The organism is Pseudoalteromonas sp. SR44-8 (genome assembly GCF_014163635.1).
Classification (GTDB): Bacteria; Pseudomonadota; Gammaproteobacteria; order Enterobacterales; family Alteromonadaceae; genus Pseudoalteromonas; species Pseudoalteromonas rhizosphaerae.
In genome coordinates this window covers 17,911-36,537 of record NZ_JACJDS010000036.1, presented here as the reverse complement: position 1 = coordinate 36,537, position 18,627 = coordinate 17,911, and the positions used below count along the sequence as shown (strand labels likewise).

The 18,627-nt window shown below is 41.3% G+C and carries 19 protein-coding genes; 14 read left to right on the top strand and 5 right to left on the bottom strand.

The window, feature by feature from the left end:
* Positions 1–13: 13 nt before the first annotated feature.
* A complete protein-coding gene (locus H5183_RS16725; RefSeq protein WP_182732239.1) occupies positions 14–862 on the bottom strand; it encodes a DUF72 domain-containing protein in 849 nt (282 codons plus the stop codon).
* A gap of 203 nt (positions 863–1,065) precedes the next feature.
* Between H5183_RS16725 and aspS the strand changes: the two genes are divergently transcribed.
* Both aspS and H5183_RS16715 read left to right on the top strand, forming a co-directional pair.
* Entirely contained in the window at positions 1,066–2,844 is a 1,779-nt protein-coding gene (gene aspS / locus H5183_RS16720) for an aspartate--tRNA ligase (RefSeq protein WP_145242380.1), read from the top strand.
* Positions 2,845–2,995: 151 nt separating this feature from the next.
* A complete protein-coding gene (locus H5183_RS16715) occupies positions 2,996–3,541 on the top strand; it encodes a pentapeptide repeat-containing protein (RefSeq protein ID WP_257326367.1) in 546 nt (181 codons plus the stop codon).
* Positions 3,542–3,571: 30 nt separating this feature from the next.
* On the opposite strand, the gene H5183_RS16710 is transcribed toward H5183_RS16715, so the two are convergent.
* Positions 3,572–3,895, bottom strand: coding sequence for a hypothetical protein (locus H5183_RS16710; RefSeq protein WP_182732238.1), 324 nt, complete (start codon positions 3,893–3,895; stop codon positions 3,572–3,574).
* Positions 3,896–4,071: 176 nt separating this feature from the next.
* Between H5183_RS16710 and H5183_RS16705 the strand changes: the two genes are divergently transcribed.
* Positions 4,072–4,809: an alpha/beta hydrolase gene (locus H5183_RS16705; protein ID WP_182732237.1), complete on the top strand. Its 738-nt coding sequence runs from the start codon at positions 4,072–4,074 to the stop codon at positions 4,807–4,809.
* 56 nt (positions 4,810–4,865) lie between these two features.
* Here H5183_RS16705 and H5183_RS16700 read toward each other — a convergent pair whose 3' ends face one another.
* Positions 4,866–6,068 carry a bifunctional alpha/beta hydrolase/OsmC family protein gene (locus tag H5183_RS16700; RefSeq protein ID WP_182732236.1) on the bottom strand — a complete coding sequence of 401 codons (1,203 nt, stop codon included), beginning with the start codon at positions 6,066–6,068 and terminating at the stop codon, positions 4,866–4,868.
* A gap of 254 nt (positions 6,069–6,322) precedes the next feature.
* Here H5183_RS16700 and H5183_RS16695 point away from each other — a divergent pair, with 254 nt between their 5' ends.
* The gene (locus H5183_RS16695; RefSeq protein WP_145242335.1) at positions 6,323–7,162 is read left to right on the top strand and encodes an isopenicillin N synthase family oxygenase; all 840 of its coding nucleotides are present in this window, start codon (positions 6,323–6,325) and stop codon (positions 7,160–7,162) included.
* 209 nt (positions 7,163–7,371) lie between these two features.
* Positions 7,372–8,775, top strand: coding sequence for a DEAD/DEAH box helicase (locus tag H5183_RS16690; protein WP_182732235.1), 1,404 nt, complete (start codon positions 7,372–7,374; stop codon positions 8,773–8,775).
* 56 nt (positions 8,776–8,831) lie between these two features.
* Here the strand turns inward: H5183_RS16690 and H5183_RS16685 are convergent, their stop codons facing one another.
* Complete coding sequence (locus tag H5183_RS16685; RefSeq protein ID WP_182732234.1) at positions 8,832–9,578, bottom strand: DUF3307 domain-containing protein; 747 nt, start codon at positions 9,576–9,578, stop codon at positions 8,832–8,834.
* Positions 9,575–10,204, bottom strand: coding sequence for a hypothetical protein (locus H5183_RS16680; protein ID WP_145242329.1), 630 nt, complete (start codon positions 10,202–10,204; stop codon positions 9,575–9,577). The genes H5183_RS16685 and H5183_RS16680 overlap by 4 nt, the downstream gene beginning before the upstream one ends.
* Before the next feature lie 154 nt (positions 10,205–10,358).
* Here H5183_RS16680 and H5183_RS16675 point away from each other — a divergent pair, with 154 nt between their 5' ends.
* From H5183_RS16675 to H5183_RS16635, 9 genes are all read left to right on the top strand, one after another.
* Positions 10,359–10,865 (top strand): NYN domain-containing protein, encoded by a 507-nt coding sequence (locus H5183_RS16675; RefSeq protein WP_179959226.1) that lies wholly within the window; start codon positions 10,359–10,361, stop codon positions 10,863–10,865.
* Between the two features lie 119 nt (positions 10,866–10,984).
* Positions 10,985–11,413, top strand: coding sequence for a hypothetical protein (locus tag H5183_RS16670; protein ID WP_182732233.1), 429 nt, complete (start codon positions 10,985–10,987; stop codon positions 11,411–11,413).
* A 1-nt stretch (position 11,414) separates the two neighbouring features.
* The gene (locus tag H5183_RS16665) at positions 11,415–11,627 is read left to right on the top strand and encodes a helix-turn-helix transcriptional regulator (protein WP_149982957.1); all 213 of its coding nucleotides are present in this window, start codon (positions 11,415–11,417) and stop codon (positions 11,625–11,627) included.
* 377 nt (positions 11,628–12,004) lie between these two features.
* Positions 12,005–12,919: an N-acetylglucosamine kinase gene (gene nagK / locus H5183_RS16660; RefSeq protein WP_182732232.1), complete on the top strand. Its 915-nt coding sequence runs from the start codon at positions 12,005–12,007 to the stop codon at positions 12,917–12,919.
* Positions 12,919–14,037, top strand: a complete 1,119-nt coding sequence (gene nagA, locus H5183_RS16655) for an N-acetylglucosamine-6-phosphate deacetylase (RefSeq protein WP_182732231.1) — start codon at positions 12,919–12,921, stop codon at positions 14,035–14,037. The genes nagK and nagA overlap by 1 nt, the downstream gene beginning before the upstream one ends.
* A gap of 60 nt (positions 14,038–14,097) precedes the next feature.
* Entirely contained in the window at positions 14,098–15,240 is a 1,143-nt protein-coding gene (gene nagX / locus H5183_RS16650) for a transmembrane glucosamine N-acetyltransferase NagX (RefSeq protein ID WP_182732230.1), read from the top strand.
* Between the two features lie 216 nt (positions 15,241–15,456).
* Positions 15,457–16,251 carry a glucosamine-6-phosphate deaminase gene (gene nagB / locus H5183_RS16645; RefSeq protein ID WP_145242317.1) on the top strand — a complete coding sequence of 265 codons (795 nt, stop codon included), beginning with the start codon at positions 15,457–15,459 and terminating at the stop codon, positions 16,249–16,251.
* 133 nt (positions 16,252–16,384) lie between these two features.
* A complete protein-coding gene (gene nudC, locus H5183_RS16640) occupies positions 16,385–17,308 on the top strand; it encodes an NAD(+) diphosphatase (protein WP_145242315.1) in 924 nt (307 codons plus the stop codon).
* A gap of 45 nt (positions 17,309–17,353) precedes the next feature.
* Positions 17,354–18,535 (top strand): cystathionine beta-lyase, encoded by a 1,182-nt coding sequence (locus H5183_RS16635; RefSeq protein ID WP_145242376.1) that lies wholly within the window; start codon positions 17,354–17,356, stop codon positions 18,533–18,535.
* Positions 18,536–18,627 lie beyond the last annotated feature (92 nt).

Here is an 18,627-nt window from a genome sequence, read left to right as displayed (position 1 = left end):
TTTTCAAAGCGAGTCAAAAAAGGCTGGCTTGACTGGCTTCTTTTTCACCAGTGAAAGGGTTTAGCACGGGGTGCTGGTAACCTAAATCTTGGCAAAACTCGCGTGCTAATAATGGTGCTTGGCGGTTATCTGCAGTATGAAAAAATACATACGGGTGCTTACCCTCATCAAGCCATTGTTTTACTTTTTTAAGCCACGGTTGGTAATAGCTTTTATAGTCATGATCTAAATCGGCAATCACAAAGCGGGCCATAGGTTGATTGCCTGTTGCAATGGCATGCACGGGTAAATGGGGCTTTTTTTGTTGGGCATCGATGAGTGCTTCAGTGTTCGGCTTAACTGCAAATAATGCGCGGGTGTCCATTGAGATACGGTTGACATTGTTTGCTATTAATAGCTGATTAAAGGCAATTTCGGCTGCGCCTTTCTTAAAAAATTCGGGGTGGCGAACTTCAACGCCGTAGTTTAAACCTGTCGGGAGCTTGGCAATAAACTGTGCTAATAACGGCAGTTGTTTGGGGCTAAAACTACTTGGTAGCTGCAACATGATCTGCCCAACATGAGACAATATTGGCTCGAATAAATTAAACCATGCAGTGAGTTCGTCATCGATATGAGTAAGCCGTAATTCATGACTAAAGCGTCGATGGAATTTAAAAGTAAATTTAAAGTCATTGCCGACAGCATCACGCCAGCGATTTAATGATTCAACACTAGGATCGGCATAAAAGCTGGTATTGCCTTCGACTGAATTAAACACCTGTGCGTATTCGTGCAACATATCGGCATTTTTGCAGTGACTTGATAATAAATTGCCTTTCCACGCGGTACTTGACCACTGCGGACACCCTAAATACAACATAAAACGGTTAACTGATTGTGTGTTTTGGTTAGTATACCAAATCTATAAATTGAAAGCATAGTAGCTGCTGCCGAGCTCGCATTTTCAAGTAACTTGGGTATAATGCTCCCCCTAAAATGATTTATAAATAGTGGCTTATTCTCCCTCAAAAACAGCAATTCTTAGGGGAAGCGGCTATTCGTCTTTACACTGACAGGAAAACTATGCGCTCTATATACTGCGGACAGCTAAATAAAACTCACGTAGATCAAGAAGTTGAACTATGTGGTTGGATCAACAAACGACGTGACCTTGGTGGACTTATCTTTGTCGATTTACGCGATAGAGAAGGTTTAGTACAAGTTGTATTCGATCCTGAAGTTGAAGGCTTAATGGATACCGCGAATACATTACGTCAAGAATTTTGCGTACAATTAAAAGGTGTAGTTCGCGCACGTCCTGACAGCCAAATCAACAAAGATATGGCAACTGGTGAAGTTGAAATTTTAGGCACAGGCCTTACTATCATCAACCGTTCAGAGCCATTACCACTTGATTTTAATCAGGTAAACTCTGAAGAGCGTCGCTTAAAATACCGTTACTTAGACCTTCGCCGTTTAGAAATGAGTGACCGTATTAAACTACGCGCTAAAGCTAGCAGCTTTGTGCGTCGTTTCTTAGATGAAAATAATTTCTTAGATATCGAAACGCCAGTACTTACAAAAGCTACCCCAGAAGGAGCGCGCGATTATTTAGTACCGAGCCGTGTTCACAAAGGCAGTTTTTACGCATTACCGCAGTCTCCGCAGTTGTTCAAGCAATTGTTGATGATGTCGGGTTTTGACCGTTACTACCAAATTGTTAAATGTTTCCGTGATGAAGATTTACGTGCTGACCGTCAGCCTGAGTTTACTCAAATCGATATAGAGACCTCGTTCATGAGCTCTGCTCAGGTACGTGGTATCACAGAAAAAATGATCCGCGAAATGTGGCAGCAATTGCTAGACGTGGATTTAGGCGAGTTCCCAATCATGCCTTACGCTGAGGCAATGAGCTTGTATGGTTCTGATAAGCCTGATTTACGTAACCCAATGACATTAATTGACGTTGCCGATTTAGTAAAAGACGTCGAGTTTAAAGTTTTTTCTGGTCCTGCCAATGATGAAAAAGGCCGTGTTGCGGTATTAACAGTACCAGGCGGTGCATCACTTTCGCGTAAGCAACTAGATGACTACACTAAATTCATCGGCATTTACGGCGCGAAAGGGCTTGCGTGGATGAAAGTAAACGACCGCGGTGCAGGCGCTGAAGGCGTGCAATCGCCAATCGCTAAGTTCTTAAATGAAGAGGTGATCAACGAACTTCTTGCACGCACTAACGCACAAACTGGCGACATCATTTTATTCGGTGCTGATAAACGCAACACAGTAAACGAAGCTATGGGCGCGCTACGTATTAAGATTGGCCTTGATTTAGAGATCACTAATCTAAATAGCTGGGCTCCGCTTTGGGTTGTTGACTTCCCAATGTTTGAAGAAGACGACGAAGGTACATTGCATGCTGTTCATCACCCATTTACAGCACCAAAAGATGTAAATGCAAGCGAACTTGAAGCAAACCCAGCAGCGGCTATTTCAGATGCATACGATATGGTACTAAATGGCTACGAAGTAGGTGGTGGTTCGGTACGTATTCATAATACAGATATGCAAGAAGCAGCGTTTAGAATCCTAGGTATTGATGCACAAGAGCAGCAAGACAAGTTTGGTTTCTTACTTGAAGCGCTAAAATACGGTACGCCACCACATGCTGGTTTAGCGTTCGGTTTAGACCGTTTAGCAATGCTACTGTGTGGTACTGATAACATTCGTGACGTGATTGCTTTCCCTAAAACAACCCAAGCGTCGTGTTTGTTAACTAACGCACCAAGTAAAGCAAATGCAGATTCGCTTACAGAGCTTGCTATTAGTGTTGTTGAAAAAGCTGAAAAATCAGCAGAATAAGCAATCCGATAAGTGATTTGTTGAAAACCCTTAGGCTCATACCTAGGGGTTTTTTCATTTAGATGTGTAGATAATTTTATTAGAGGATTTTATGGCTGTGAGTTATCAATTTTCACAAACAGACTACTACGACCAGCATTTTTCAAACTGCATGGCTAATACGCAGCGCTTTAGTGACATTGAGTTTGAACAGTGCCAGTTTATTGAATGTGATTTTAGTCATAGTCAATTTAGTAATTGTCGTTTTATTGAGTGCGAATTTATTAACTGTAATTTAAGCGATTTAAATTGGGGCTATAGTTCGTTAGAAGAGGTCTGCTTTGTTGATTGTAAGCTCAACAGTATTCAATGGGCGCAGGTAAATTGGCCACAATTGGCACTTACGTCATCGGTGAGTTTTAAAAATTGCCAACTTAGTCATAGCTCATTTTATGAGTTACAGTTAAAAGGCTTGATCATGATTGACTGTTTTGCCAAAGATGTTGATTTTAGACAGGCTAATTTAGCTACCAGTGATTTTAGTAACACTGACTTTAGAGATAGTCTATTTCTGCAAACAAACTTGAGTAAAGTAAACTTTGTCGGGGCGATGCATTTTAATATTGATATTAAAAATAATAATGTTAGCCGGGCTAAGTTTGAGCGCTTTGCAGCGTTAAACTTACTCAGCGGACTAGATATCGAGCTGGTGGATTAGCCGTTATGACACGGCTAATCTAATGCTTAATTAGCAGGCAGGACCATTTTTATTTCGTGCGCTGGCAAGTGCGCGGGCAATTTCAAGTAATGCAGGGGAAATATCACTGGCGCCATCTTTGATGAGTTTTGATACATCACCTGATGAATACAAACTATCGCGTGGTGATTTAATGCCTAATTCACGCACAAAATCTTTAGTCTTGCCAGTGCTGCCTGTTTCGATGAATTTAAAAATAATACGCTCGTTATTATTTTTTGGCTCTGTTTCTAGCGTTTCGATTTCATCTTGATACGCTTCAATTCTGCTTTGTAAAATATCGATACGTTCTTCGATGCTGTTGTATGATTTCATGGATAGGTTCTTTTCTAAATAGACGTTAGGACAATACGACTATTATCGCATAAATTTATAATAATTATTTTTTTCTTTAAAACTCTTCTGCTGTTTTAGGTACCTCGTTTTATTGCAATTAATATTCAAAAGCTTAAAGTACTTTATAATTTAAATAAAATAAGTCGAGCAAATTAATGCCACTACCTTTTAAGTACCTTGTGAGCTTCTTCTTTCTCATAGTCAGTGCCGTCGCCAGTTCCGCAACAAACAGCGAAATGATTGTTGATAAAGCGCGTGACCGCGCGATCCCGATCAGTATTTCATTACCAGCATATAACGAGCATTGTAGCCAACAAACAAAATGCCCTGTGGTATTTATTAATGCCGGATATGGTATTGCGCATACTGACTATCAGTTTGCGGCTGATATATTTACAGCTAAGGGCTATTTAACTATTGCTGTAGCCCATGAATTAGACCGCGATCCTGCGCTCAACCGCACGCCACCTTATATGGCCACTCGTATGGAAAACTGGCATCGTGGTGTGGTCACTCTAAAATTTTTAGTGACTGAGTTGAGCTCTCGCTACCCAGAGTATGATTTTACGCGGTTAACGTTATTTGGCCATTCTAATGGCGGTGATATAGCCGCGCTTTACGCGGCGATTTATCCTAAGCAAGTGAGTCAAATTATTACGCTTGATCATCGGCGTATGTTGTTACCTCGCAATAATAACATTCGGGTTTTAACGCTTCGTGGCAGTGATTACCCTGCGGATAATCAGGTATTACTCAATGAAGATGAATTAGCACAGTATCCGGTTACGCAGATTGCGATAAAGAACTCACGCCATAATGATATGTATGATGGCGGACCTAAGTGGTTAGTAGAGCGGATGAGTAAAGAAATCAAAGCGTTTGTTGCAAACTAAAATAATAAAACTTAGCGCGTAAACATATTAAGTTGCCACTCTTACGCGCTTGATAGTTATTTTACCAGCTCACTTACAATCAGTGGGTTGTTATGCAGGGTTTTATGCACAGGGCATTTGTCGGCAATTTCTAATAGGCGCTGGCGCTGAGCGTCACTCAAATCACCCACTAAGGTGATTTTACGGGTGATGGCTTCGAGTTTGTCGGTTTGCTCGCAGTTATCGCAATCGGCGTGATAATCACGGCTGTGGTTCAGTTCTACCTTTACGTGTTCAAGTGGCAAGTTTTTACGACTTGCATACATACGTAAAGTCATCGCTGTGCATGCACCAAGTCCAGCAAGTAAATGGTGATAAGGGTCTGGGCCTAAATTATTACCGCCAACACTTAGTGGTTCATCGGCAAGCCAAGTATGATCCTTGGTACTTACATGCTGAGTAAAGACATGATCTTTCTCTTCAACTAATACATTGCCGCTGCTAAGTTTGGCACTGTACTTGTTTTTATCAAAATCCACATAACGTTTTGCCCATGATGCTATAACGTCTGCTGCGTAGTCTGCATCGTCTTTGTTAGTGAGTAAGTGGTCGGCGTTATCCAGGCTAATAAAGCTTTTTGGATGTTTAGCAGCGGCGTAAATTTTTTCAGCTTCGTTAATACTTACCGTGGCATCAATAGGGGAGTGCATTACTAACAATGCTCGCTTTAATTTACTGATATGGCTGCGGTCGTAATTGGCAATGTCGTCCACAAACTGTTTTTTAATGGTAAATTCTCGCCCTGCTAAATTTACCTTGGCTTCGCCCTTGCTATTAATTTCATCTAGATGAGCGGCAAAGTTATGCGCTACATGTTGCGCATCTGATGGTGCGCCTATGGTGGTAATGGCTTGTACTTCAGCAATGTGTTCAGCAGCTGCAAGTACCGCTGCGCCCCCTAAACTATGACCAATTAATAATTGTGGCGCTTTAAAGTGTTCACGTAAGTGATCTGCTGCGGCAATTAAATCTTGGATATTTGATGAGAAATTACTGTTGGCAAAATCACCGTCGCTATTACCAAGGCCAGTAAAATCAAAGCGTAATACCGCAATGCCTTGTTGAGTGAGTGCTCGGCTAATTCGACTTGCTGCGGCTATATCTTTACCACAGGTAAAACAATGGGCAAACAAGGCATAAAATTTAATATCACTGGCGGGTGTTTCAAGCTGACCGGCGAGTGTTAAATCACCACTTTTGAACGAAATTTTTTGGCGCATAGGTTACCTTTGCTTAATGAAAGAGGTTAGTGAAGAATAGACCATTAAAGTGCGTTTATAATTACAGTTGTTTTGGCGTTTTATCCACAATAGCAACATTTTGATTTGCATCAAGTAATAAACGCTTACCCAGCTAAAGAGGACATAAGTCCTTATGTTTTTTTGCCCGTTTTATTATGCTCGCGAAGCGCTACAATGGAGCAACTGCTATGATTAGCAAAGGCTTTTAACAACTTAATTCATTGGATACGAACATGCAATTACCTACCGTTGATTATAAAGCGAGCGATGCGGCCGCTCAATTTGTTGAGTCTCTTAGAAATACGGGCTTTGGTGTATTAAAAAACCACCCAATTCCACAGTCTCTTGTTGAATCAATTTATAAAAATTGGCAGGATTTTTTTAATTCTGAACAAAAACATGAATTCTTATTCTCTAAAGACACTCAAGATGGCTACTTTCCGCCTTCGGTATCAGAAGTTGCAAAAGGCTTTACAGTTAAAGATATTAAAGAATATTTTCATGTTTATCCAAAAGGCCGTGTACCAGCGCAGTTAGAAGCAGATATTCGCGAATATTATCGTTTAGCCAATGAATTTGCTGCGACATTGTTAAGCTGGGTGCAAGCTGAAGCACCAGCGGATGTGCGTGCTAAGTTTTCAATCGATTTAAAAGATATGATTGCTGATTCAGAGCAAACATTATTACGTATATTACATTACCCGCCGATGACAGGTGATGAAGAACCTGGCGCTATTCGTGCTGCTGCACATGGTGATATTAATTTATTAACGGTATTACCTGCTTCAAATGAGCCAGGCTTGCAAGTACAAAAAACAGATGGCGGTTGGTTAGATGTGCCATGCGATTTTGGCAGTTTAATTATTAACATTGGCGACATGTTGCAAGAAGCGTCAGGTGGTTATTTCCCGTCGACTATTCACCGTGTTATTAACCCTACTGGCAAAGCGTCATCTAAGTCACGTATTTCTTTGCCGTTATTTTTGCACCCGCGTCCAGATGTGGTGTTATCAGCGCGTTATACTGCTGACAGTTACTTACAAGAGCGTCTGCGTGAGTTAGGTGTTAAATAGCATCACTCAAGTGATGATAGCTTTTCAACAGCGGCCACAGTGCCGCTTTTTTGTTTTTTAAGGTTGTGTTTTTTTAGTGAGTTATAGTGTGATGTGGCTAGTTAAATTTGGCTGACGCTATTTCAAACGTGAATATACCATGCATTATTGCGTACGATCGGTATAATGCGCCATTGGCCGATTGGGCCTTAAAATTATTGAGAGAAAATATGAGTTTTGATGGGTTAGGTTTATCACAGTCTTTAGTTAATGCGGTTTTAGAAAAGGGCTATGAAACGCCAACACCAATTCAGGCTCAAGCCATTCCAGCGATCATTGAAGGTCGTGATGTTATGGCTGCAGCGCAAACTGGTACAGGTAAAACAGCGGGTTTCACTTTACCGTTAATTGAGCGCTTATCAACAGGCCAAAAAGCCAAGGTTAACCAAGTTCGTGCTTTAATTTTAACTCCAACCCGTGAGCTGGCATTACAAGTAAGCGAGAACGTTGAAGAGTATGCTAAGCATTCTAATATCAGTTCTTTTGTTGTGTACGGTGGTGTTAAAATCAATCCGCAAATGATGCGTTTACGCAAAGGCGTAGATATTTTAGTTGCTACTCCGGGTCGTTTAATGGATTTGCATAACCAAAATGCCTTGAAGTTCGATAACCTCGAAGTGTTGGTGCTTGATGAAGCTGACCGTATGCTTGATATGGGCTTTATTCATGACATTAAACGTATCATCAGCAAGTTACCGGCTAAACGTCAAAACTTGATGTTCTCAGCGACGTTCTCAGACGATATTAGAGCGCTTGCGAAAGGGCTTATTAATGATCCGGTTGAAATTTCAGTCGCTGCAAAAAATACCACGGCAAAAAGTGTTACCCAATGCGTTTATGCGGTAGATAAAGCACGTAAAACCGCCTTGTTAAGTCATTTAATTCGTACTAATGATTGGCAACAAGTGTTGGTATTTAGCCGCACTAAACATGGTGCAAACCGTTTAGTAAAGCAGTTAGAGCGCGATGATATTGTTGGCGCTGCAATTCATGGTAATAAATCTCAAGGCGCGCGCGTTAAAGCGCTGGAAGGCTTTAAAAGTGGCGAAGTACGCGTACTTGTGGCAACGGATATTGTTGCCCGTGGTTTAGACATTGTTGAACTGCCACATGTAGTTAACTATGATTTGCCTAATGTGTATGAAGATTATGTGCATCGTATTGGTCGTACCGGCCGTGCGGGTGCATCTGGCGACGCAATTTCATTTGTAACACCGGAAGATGCTGATGACTTATACGGTATTGAACGTTTTATCGGTGAATTGATCCCACGTGCAAAAGAAGCTGGTTTTGAGCCAACAAAAGGAGTGCCTGAAAGAGAGCTTGATGCACGACCTATCAAACCTAAAAAGCCTAAAAAAGCGGGTCAGCCTTTTTCTAAACCTAAGTCTGATAGCAAAAAGCCAAATAATAACGGCGGTAATGGCACCGGCCCACGCCGTGGTGGCTCAGGTAAAAAACCTGCTGCTAAAGCCGCTGGTGAGCAAACACAAAACCCATGGGCTAAGCGTCAATCTGTTGGTGGCAGTGGTCAACGTCGTCGCTCTGGTAATGATGGCGTGAGTAACACGTAATAATATTTTGATAAAAAACGCGCCTAAGCTGGCGCGTTTTTTTATGCTTTTTATTTCTATAATGCTTTAAGATAATTAACTGCTAAGCCAATAAATAAGGTGACGGTGACACTTAAAAGTGTACCGAGCATAACATATTCGGTGAGTTTTTTATCTTTACTGGCACGTAAGTCGCCAAAGCGAAATACCGATTTTGCTGCTAATAAAAAGCCAACGCCAGCCAACTGATCTAGCAAAATAAATGTAAGCATTAATACTCGCTCAAGCATGCCAATACTTTGCCCCGCTGCTGGTAAACTTCCTGTGGAGCTAAACCCGGTAGTGAGACGCTTTAACATCATACGAATGAACACAGCACTGGGACTCAATACCAGTAAATAGCCACATAGCACCCATAATGTAGTGGGGGTTATCAGCCATTGCCAAATGCTGGTAATAAATTCACTGTTGTCGCTCAACCACACAGTCAGTAGTAGTATCACGACAAGATGAGCAAGTTGATCAATGATAAATGGCACAACTCCTTTGTTTGAATATGATTTTGCTAAATCAATTAAGTAGTGGGTCACGATAACAATAGCTGTGGCAATACCGATACGCGAGAGCTCTTGCCAGCCAAAACTAAACTCCCACCAGCTGACAATTGCTGCCGTAGTTAGACCGTGCACTAGCACATGCAAGTACAGTTTTTTAGCACGAAAGTGACGTGTATTACGGTTATTAACCCAACTCATTGGCTGCCAATAAAAATCAGCTAAAATATGACCGATAAATAATGCAACTAATAACAACATAAAACTCATTTTTTTACTCCTATCACGGCATTAGCAATGGCCTGCTCTGCATAGTCTAAAAAACGCTCGATCAACTGATAATGTGCAAGATTAAGTAACTTGGTCACATTCTCACGACTGGTTTTTAATTGTTTAGCAAGTTCACTATGTTGATTGTTTTCTGCGGTTAAATAGACATATAAGGCATTCGCTTGTTTGTGTGTCATTTTGCTCAGGAGCACGTCAATAAAAGCTAGATTAAGGGTTAAGCCATCATTTTTGAGTTCATCAATACTGCTAAGAGTAAAGCGTTGGTTATGGATTTCGTCAAGACCGCGCCCCGATAATGTAAATGCAGAGCCTGTTGCTGTTTTAATATCGGCTCTAGCATTATCTATTTCACCAATGGCAAGGCTTTGGCGAATTTCATAGCCGGTGGCTTTAAGATGTAAGTAAAGCAGCACTGCGACACGGCATACTTGGGGTGGTTGATTTATTTGCACCTGAAAAGCATCGCCTCGATAAATAATACTTTGTCCTAGATGGCGTTGAGTAATTGCTCGCAAACTTTGGTCGAGCTGGTAGAGCATCGCATCGTAGTCGTGCTTTGGAATATGTTGTGATTTGATCACATCACCGCTGATCACCGCAATCATAAATGTCCTTGATTTAAGTTACATAAAGAAAAGTAACCAATTTTGGTTACATGCTTCAATGTAACTAATTTAGGTTACTTGAAAGCTAAATGCAAGGGCTTGAAATTAATCAGGGTATGCTACAGTAGCGTGATTAATTTAAAAGGGATAACGCATGAGTCAAGAAATACATAGTACAACGGCGAAAAAGCCGAGAGTGGGGATTTTTGTCGATGTCCAAAATATTTATTACACCTGTCGAGAGAGCTACCGAAAAAACTTTGATTACAATGCCTTTTGGGCAAAAATCAGTGATGACTATGATATAGACTGCGCGATTGCATATGCAATTTATCGCGGGGACGAAAAGCAATCTCAATTTCAAAATATTCTTCGTGCGATTGGTTTTGAGGTAAAGCTAAAACCATTTATTCAGCGTAAAGATGGCAGCGCAAAAGGCGATTGGGACGTCGGCATCACCATCGACATGCTAGAACAAGGTAAAAACCTCGACAAAGTTATTTTACTCTCCGGCGACGGGGATTTTGCCTTATTACTGGGTCATTTACAGCATCATTATAATGTACCGTGTGACGTCTATGGCGCTGATAGACTGACAGCTGATGCATTAAAACAAAGTGCGGCACAGTTTTTTTGCATTGATGATTCCCTGTTACTTTGAAACTAATGTATTAAAAACATAACATCATGTTAAAAATATTTGACATGATGTGAGCCCACTCTTATAGTCATTAATGTTAAGTATACTTAACATCAAATTTATTATTATAAGGGGGTGATATGAGTTATACACAAAAATCGCGGTTACTTGAGATGTGCATAACGATGGTTGTGTTGTTTAATTACTTGCAGTCAGTATTATCAATGACGCCAGAAGCTCAGATGGATCCGTTATTAGCAAGTGGCTTGTTGATATCACTTACGATACAAACCGTTGTAATGCTTATTGTGATGCACATTATCTTAGCTATATTTAATACTAAATATGCGAATCAAGCGAAAGATGAACGCGAACAGGCTATTGCCTTAAAAGCAAAAAGTGTTGCACTACTTATTTTACAATTAGGCGTTGTGAACGCGGTGTTTGCAATGCTGATTGACCCACATTTTGGGTTTGCAATTAGTCCGGTTCACCAGTTAGTAATCGCAGCGTTGGTGAGCGAGATAATCGGCGCTGGGGCCGAAGCTTGGCTATTATATAGAGGTTAGAATGGCAAAGTTAGCGATTACTAACACGATCCGTGCATTACGGTTTCAGCATAATGAAATGACGCAGCAGCAATTAGCTGAAGTCGTTGGGGTGACGCGTCAAACAATTGCCGCAATTGAAGCGGCAAGGTATTCACCGTCGCTGGAGGTCGCTTTTAAGATCGCGATTGTTTTTAATCTACCACTAGAAAAAATATTCCAATATCGGCAGTGAATCTTTACTAAATTATTATTTTTGGTAAACTGAATGCATATTCTGCATTTTTATTTATGTTTTTTGGCCATTTAAGTTATGAAAATAGTGTTATAAATCACCATTTTTGTTGTTTTTTTAGGTAATAATGTCATTTTTAAACCTTATTATTACGTTAAAAGATAGTCGACACTAATTTAATTGATATTAATTATTTATTTAATTCAGTTAATTAGAGATCAATGTGGGATATGTGAGATTTTTTATAAAAAACTTAATGACAACGCTGTCATTTGTTGTGTAACATTAATTCAACATGGGTTGAGGGTGAATCGCATTAAGATAATAAAAAAACATGCGATTAATACAAATATAAAACGAAGGTTAGAGGTCGTTAAATGATGGCTAAGAGTGCGAATGAGGACCAATTGTATATTGGTATCGACGGTGGCGGAACTAAGTGCCGTGCAACTATATACTCTGTGCAAAACGGGGTATTAGGAACAGGTTTAGGTGGCCCTGCGAATCCATTACATGGGTTGGAGCGCACATTAGAGTCAATAATGGTATCTACACAATTGGCGATGCGCGATGCAGGTTTGCCATTAGAGTCTATTCATCAAGTGTATGCCGGTTTAGGATTGGCGGGTGTTAATTTACCGAACTTATATGAAAAAATAATAGAGTGGGAGCACCCATTTAAACAAATGTTTTTAACTACTGACTTACATACGGCGTGTATCGGGGCTCATGAAGGCGGTGATGGTGCCGTGATAATCACGGGTACTGGTTCATGTGGTTTTTCATATGTAAAAGGGCAGTCGGTGAATTACGGCGGTCATGGTTTTGCACTTGGCGATAAAGGCAGTGGCGCATGGATGGGCTTAGAGGCAATTAAAGCGGTGTTAATGGAGCTAGATGGTTTAGGTCCTCACACGATAATGACGCCAGTGGTTAAAGAGCATTTTAATGTCACCACAGCAATGGGCATTGCAGAGCAAATGGCCGGACAACCGTCAAGTAGCTATGCAAAACTTGCTCGCTATGTATTTGATGCAGCAAACCAAGGCGATCAAATCGCTTTAGCCATTGTAAAAGACGGAGCGCAATACGTGAGTCAGTTAGCGCATCGTTTATTAGAGAACAATCCTCCGCGTTTATCTATGATCGGTGGTCTTGCAGAGCCTTTAAATCAATGGCTTGACCCAGCAATTGCAAAACTCGTTGAAGTACCAAAGCAACCGCCTGAAATGGGCGCAATTTATTTTGCACAGCAATCAGTATTAGAGCAAGACCAAAAGGTAGCACTGTAATGAAAACCTTCTATCGCGCGACACGTTTATTCACGGCTGAAAAATTTCTAGATAATGCATTATTCAGCGTTGAAAATGGCGTTTTTCATCTTGAAACTTCCGCCACAGGCAGTGTTATTGAGCTAGATGGTTTAGTTGCGCCAGGCTTTATCGATGTACAAGTTAATGGCGGTGGCGGGGCATTTTTTAATGCTGAGCAAAGCACACAATGCTTAGATCGTATCGCAAAAGCGCATGGTCAATTTGGTACAACGGCACTGATGCCAACACTTATCACCGATAAAGTTGAAACCATGCAAGCAGCTGCTGATGCAACAGCAAAAGCAATATGCGAAGGGGTCGCGGGTGTATTAGGTATTCACTTTGAAGGTCCGCATTTGTCTTTTCCAAAAAAAGGCACACACAGTGAGCAGTTTATTCGCCCAATTAGCGAACAAGAATTTGCCATTTATGCGCGTCAAGATTTAGGTATCAAAATGGTTACCTTAGCGCCAGAAAATGTCAGCATTGCTGATATTGAGCGCTTAGTGGCGTGTGGTGTAAAAGTATCACTAGGTCACACTAATGCTGACTATACAACGACAATGGCGGCACTCAATGCTGGCGCCGATGGGTTTACACATTTATATAACGCGATGTCGCCGTTTACATCGCGTGAACCAGGCGTGGTTGGCGCTGCGCTTTGGCATGATAACAGCTGGTGTGGCTTAATTGTTGATGGGCATCATGTACATCCATTGTCTGCACAATTAGCTATTCGCACCAAACAGCGCGGCAAAATTATGTTAGTCACTGACGCAATGCCACCAGTGGGTACCGATGATATGGAATTTGATTTTTTTGACGGGCGCAAAGTAATTCGTACTGGGGATAGATTAAACTCAAGTACGGGCGAATTAGCAGGCAGTGTATTAGACATGGCCAGTGCAGTGCGTAATACCATTAATACATTGGATGTAAGCCTCAGTGAAAGTTTACGCATGGCTGCACTGTATCCAGCAGAATATTTAAACCTCAAGAAAAAGGGACGTTTACTTGATGGCTTTGATGCAGACTTTGTGGTGCTCGATGAACATCAGTTTGTAAAAGCCACTTATATTGCAGGTAATGCAGTGTAACGTTTCCCTGTAAAAACCCCGCAGTTGTATCGCGGGGCTTTTTATTTAAGAGTAAAAATAATGACAACAGCACATACAGACACAAAGCCGAGTAAAAAGCGCTTAGCATCTCTTGATGCTTTACGTGGCATGGATATGTTTTGGATTTTAGGTGGGCAATCTATTTTTGCCGCTTTATTTGTTTTAACCGGTTGGACTGGTTGGCAGGTATTTGAAGCGCATACGCTACACAGTGCATGGCATGGATTTACATTTTACGATTTGATTTTTCCGTTATTTATCTTTTTATCAGGTGTGGCGATGGGCTTAGCACCAAAACGCATCGATCACCTGCCATGGCAAGAGCGAAAAGTTTTTTATGCTAAAGCATTAAAGCGGTTATTGCTATTGTGCGGGTTAGGGGTGATGTATAACCATGGTTGGGGCACAGGTATTCCGCTTGCCTTCGATGAAATACGCTATGCGAGTGTACTTGGTCGAATAGCGATTGCATGGTTTTTCTGTGCAATGCTAGTGTGGCATACCAGTATTCGCACACAGCTCTTTACAGCAATCGCTCTCCTGCTAGGGTATTGGATCTTGATGTGTTTTATTCCTGTACCAGGTGGTAACGCTGGTGATTTAAGTGCACAGGGGAGTTGGAATGCATGGTTTGATTCGCATTTTTTACCCGGTATTAGATATCAAAATAGAGCCGTCGACCCCGAGGGCGTGTTATCGAGTCTACCAGCTATTGTGAATGCCATGTTTGGGGTATTTGCAGGACAACTAATCGCCAGAGCAAGTAAGGTTGGCGAGTGGCAAACAGCAGGCATATTATTTGTTGCAGGTGTTGTGAGTGTTTGCTTAGGTTGGCTTTGGGATTTACAGTTTCCAGTTAATAAAGAATTATGGACCAGTTCATTTGTTTTAGTCACAGTCGGGTGGAGCGCAATATTACTGGCTGTGTTTTATGCAGTGGTTGATATTCTCAATGGCCAAAAATTAGCTTATCCGTTTGTGATTATTGGTGCTAACTCAATCATTATTTATTTGGCATCAAGCTTAGTGAATTGGGAGTTTATAAGCCATAGCGTGTTTGGTGGCTTTATTGCAGCAGCAGCTACCGATTGGCAGCCACTGATTGGCGTGGTTGCGCTTTTGCTGGTGCAAATGCTTTTATTACATTGGATGTATAAGCGCAAAATATTTGTCAGTGTTTAGCTGGCTAATGTACAGCACAGTAAAAAAGGTAAATTTTTATTCACTTTTACTTTACAAACTAAAATTGAATGGTAATAATGACAGCGTTGTCATAATGGTATTGACCAAATAGTGTATCCCTGTTTGGTTTGATCTAAGGCCCAATCCGATTGCACATGGGGTTGGGACTTAGATCCCATTTTTTCATCAACTAATTTAATAACTGAGCAAATTAATATGCAAATAGTAATTTTAAATGATGCAGCAGCCGTAGCAGCATATGGCGCAAATATTTTCGCAACACAATTACAAAAAAAACCAACGTCAGTGCTCGGTTTAGCAACGGGCTCTACGCCAGTTGCGTTATATCAAGAATTAATTGCTAAAAATAAAGCGGGTGAGATTTCATTTTCACAAGCAACAACGTTTAATTTAGATGAATACTTAGGTTTAACGGGCGATCATCCACAAAGTTACCGCCACTTTATGAATGAGCAATTGTTTAGCCATATTGATATAAACAAAGATAATACCTTTGTACCGCCAGGGGATGCCCTAAACCCAATTACAGCATGCAAAGAATACGAAGACAAAATAGTTGCAGCAGGCGGTGTTGATGTACAGTTATTAGGCATCGGACGTAATGGTCACATCGGCTTTAATGAGCCTTCATCAGGTCTGCGTTCACGTACTCGCGTAAAAACACTCACAAAAGCAACGGTAGATGATAATGCCCGTTTTTTTGCTGCTGATGAATATCAGCCACAGTTATCAATTACGATGGGAATTGGTACGATTTTAGAGGCGAAAAAAGTCGTATTACTTGCAACAGGTGAAAATAAAGCGGATGCGGTACGCGCTATGATTGAAGGGCCACTGATGGCTGCATGTCCAGCGTCGGCACTACAGCTTCATCAAGATGCAGTGATTGTAATTGATAAAGCGGCGGCAAGTAAATTAGCCGATTTAGAATTTTATCAGCATATTGAAGCTGAAAATCAAAAATTACAGGCTCATTTAGCTACATTGTAATTACGACAGAATTTATTGTGTGTTTAAAAAAGTCCGTAAGGGCTTTTTTTTTGCCTATTTGTCAGTGAGTAATAATTGGGTTTAAGTAAGTGTTATGGTAGTTTTAGCCATCTAAATAGTAAAAAGGATAAGCATGCTTAATTACAGCCAGATGCCTTTAAACCGTGCATCAAACCTACGTAAAGAGCAACAATGGGTGGCAGCACAAATAAATGAGCAAAGCCGTTGGTTATTGGTGAATAACAATCACACTTTATTTGATATAAATAATATTGCTGTGACTTTTTTAAGCTTTAGTGATGTGAGTCACTTAGCATTAAACGAAGCGATTTTTTTAGGTTTAGATGAGCAGCAAACCAGTCATTTCGCACTTGATGTAAGCAAGCTAGACGAAGCCGTCTTAAGTCAGCTGATAGGTGACGCTGAGTTTGTTGATATTCGCCGCTTTGGGGTGCAAGTGGAAATCGCGCAAGGCTCAATGGCTGCACTGGCACGAGGTTTGTGTTACTGGCATGCAACTCATCGTTTTTGTGGACGTTGTGGCAGCGAAAACGAGCTTGTTGAAGCTGGTCATTCACGTTTATGTAGTAATGATGGGTGTAAACACCAAACGTTTCCGCGAACTGATCCGGCCGTGATCATGGTGGTTACTCGTACATTTGCTGATGGTGTTGAACGCTGTTTACTTGGTCGCCAAGCAATATGGGCACCAGGTATGTATTCGTCTTTAGCTGGTTTTGTTGATCCGGGCGAAAGCTTAGAGCAAGCGGTGGCGCGTGAAGTGATGGAAGAAGCGGGCATTGTGGTTGAAAATGTTAAGTATATTGCCTCGCAGCCGTGGCCATTTCCATCATCGATTATGCTGGGCTTTACCGCTGAAGCTGTTACAGAAAATATCCAGGTTGATAAGGACGAACTAGACGATGCGCAGTGGTTTAGCCGTGAAGAGCTCGCTCAATTTGGCAATTGGCACGAAAAGGGGGAGCATTTAAAGCTACCAAGAGCTGATTCTATTTCGCGCTATTTAATCGACTATTGGTGTAATTTGCAAGATTAAGCATAGTGCAGAGTATGTTCTAACGAAATATTTTAAGGATTAATGATGACGACAAAAAGCAATAAAAATACGCTGTTAGTAAGTACCGGACGTAAAAAAGCATATACTCATGGGGTGGTTAACCCCGTAGTGCAACGTGCATCGACAGTTGTTTTTGATTCAGTGGCAGAGCTTAAAGAAGCGGCAAAAAAACGTGGCGATAAAACACTTTTTTATGGTCGTCGTGGTACTACTACACATTTTGCATTACAAGAAGCGATCACTGAGCTTGAAGGTGGTGAGGGATGTGCGCTTTATCCATGTGGTGCAGCGGCCATTAGCAGCACACTATTGGCTTTTTTGAAAGCGGGCGATCATATCTTAATGGTAGATAATGCCTATGAACCAACGCGTGATTTTTGCGATAAAATTTTAGCTGGCTTTGGCGTTGAGACGACTTATTATCCACCAACAATTGGGGCAGATATTAAAGCGCTGATCAAAGACAACACCAAAGTGCTGTTTTTAGAGTCGCCAGGTTCTATCACCATGGAAATTCAAGATGTACCAGCCATGGTTGCAGTTGCCAATGAGCATGGGGTAATGACCATGCTTGATAACACCTATGGTAATGGCTTGCATTATCGCCCACTTGAACACGGGGTGGATATTAGTATTCAAGCGGCAACTAAATACATTGTGGGTCATTCGGACGTGATGATGGGGGTGGCAGTGGCCAATAAAAAATACTGGCCGACACTTCGAGAAAATTCATATTTACTTGGTCAATGTACGTCGGCTGATGACGCTTATTTAGCGTTAAGAGGCCTGCGCACTATGGCGGTACGTTTAAATCAGCATGAAAAAGCCGCGATCGAAGTCGCTACTTGGTTAGAGCAGCATCCGTTGGTTGACCATATTCGTCACCCGGCATTTGCAACGTGTCCGGGTCATGAGTTTTTTAAGCGTGATTTTGATGGTAGTAATGGCTTGTTTTCTTTTGTTATGAAACAAGGTAACCAAAGCGCGATTGATGCTTTTTTAGATAGTTTAGAGCATTTTAAAATGGGCTTCTCGTGGGGCGGCTTCGAGAGTTTAGTGACTGCCAACTTAACTATGAAAGGTTTACGCTCAGCAACTGGTTGGACGCAAGGACCAGTGATCCGCTTACATATAGGCCTTGAAGATGTGGACGATTTGATTGCTGATTTAAGCCAAGCACTCGACATATACCAACAGAATTTGTAGCCTGCGGATCAATAAGACTACATTATTTGTTACAAAGCTCGTATTAATACGGGTTTTTTTTTGCTAGTAATTCAACACGTTTGCCCTTAGTG

Bases quoted from the DNA above. Each gene is read 5' to 3' on its own strand.
- H5183_RS16635 (WP_145242376.1), top strand. From the start codon at position 17,354: ATGACGACAAAAAGCAATAAAAATACGCTGTTAGTAAGTACCGGACGT.
- H5183_RS16725 (WP_182732239.1), bottom strand. From the start codon at position 862: ATGTTGTATTTAGGGTGTCCGCAGTGGTCAAGTACCGCGTGGAAAGGC.
- H5183_RS16700 (WP_182732236.1), bottom strand. From the start codon at position 6,068: ATGCGCCAAAAAATTTCGTTCAAAAGTGGTGATTTAACACTCGCCGGT.
- H5183_RS16670 (WP_182732233.1), top strand. From the start codon at position 10,985: ATGAGTTATACACAAAAATCGCGGTTACTTGAGATGTGCATAACGATG.
- H5183_RS16705 (WP_182732237.1), top strand. From the start codon at position 4,072: ATGCCACTACCTTTTAAGTACCTTGTGAGCTTCTTCTTTCTCATAGTC.
- H5183_RS16690 (WP_182732235.1), top strand. From the start codon at position 7,372: ATGAGTTTTGATGGGTTAGGTTTATCACAGTCTTTAGTTAATGCGGTT.
- H5183_RS16665 (WP_149982957.1), top strand. From the start codon at position 11,415: ATGGCAAAGTTAGCGATTACTAACACGATCCGTGCATTACGGTTTCAG.
- H5183_RS16685 (WP_182732234.1), bottom strand. From the start codon at position 9,578: ATGAGTTTTATGTTGTTATTAGTTGCATTATTTATCGGTCATATTTTA.
- H5183_RS16675 (WP_179959226.1), top strand. From the start codon at position 10,359: ATGAGTCAAGAAATACATAGTACAACGGCGAAAAAGCCGAGAGTGGGG.
- nagX (WP_182732230.1), top strand. From the start codon at position 14,098: ATGACAACAGCACATACAGACACAAAGCCGAGTAAAAAGCGCTTAGCA.
- nagB (WP_145242317.1), top strand. From the start codon at position 15,457: ATGCAAATAGTAATTTTAAATGATGCAGCAGCCGTAGCAGCATATGGC.
- nagK (WP_182732232.1), top strand. From the start codon at position 12,005: ATGATGGCTAAGAGTGCGAATGAGGACCAATTGTATATTGGTATCGAC.
- H5183_RS16680 (WP_145242329.1), bottom strand. From the start codon at position 10,204: ATGATTGCGGTGATCAGCGGTGATGTGATCAAATCACAACATATTCCA.
- nudC (WP_145242315.1), top strand. From the start codon at position 16,385: ATGCTTAATTACAGCCAGATGCCTTTAAACCGTGCATCAAACCTACGT.
- H5183_RS16710 (WP_182732238.1), bottom strand. From the start codon at position 3,895: ATGAAATCATACAACAGCATCGAAGAACGTATCGATATTTTACAAAGC.
- nagA (WP_182732231.1), top strand. From the start codon at position 12,919: ATGAAAACCTTCTATCGCGCGACACGTTTATTCACGGCTGAAAAATTT.
- H5183_RS16695 (WP_145242335.1), top strand. From the start codon at position 6,323: ATGCAATTACCTACCGTTGATTATAAAGCGAGCGATGCGGCCGCTCAA.
- H5183_RS16715 (WP_257326367.1), top strand. From the start codon at position 2,996: ATGGCTAATACGCAGCGCTTTAGTGACATTGAGTTTGAACAGTGCCAG.
- aspS (WP_145242380.1), top strand. From the start codon at position 1,066: ATGCGCTCTATATACTGCGGACAGCTAAATAAAACTCACGTAGATCAA.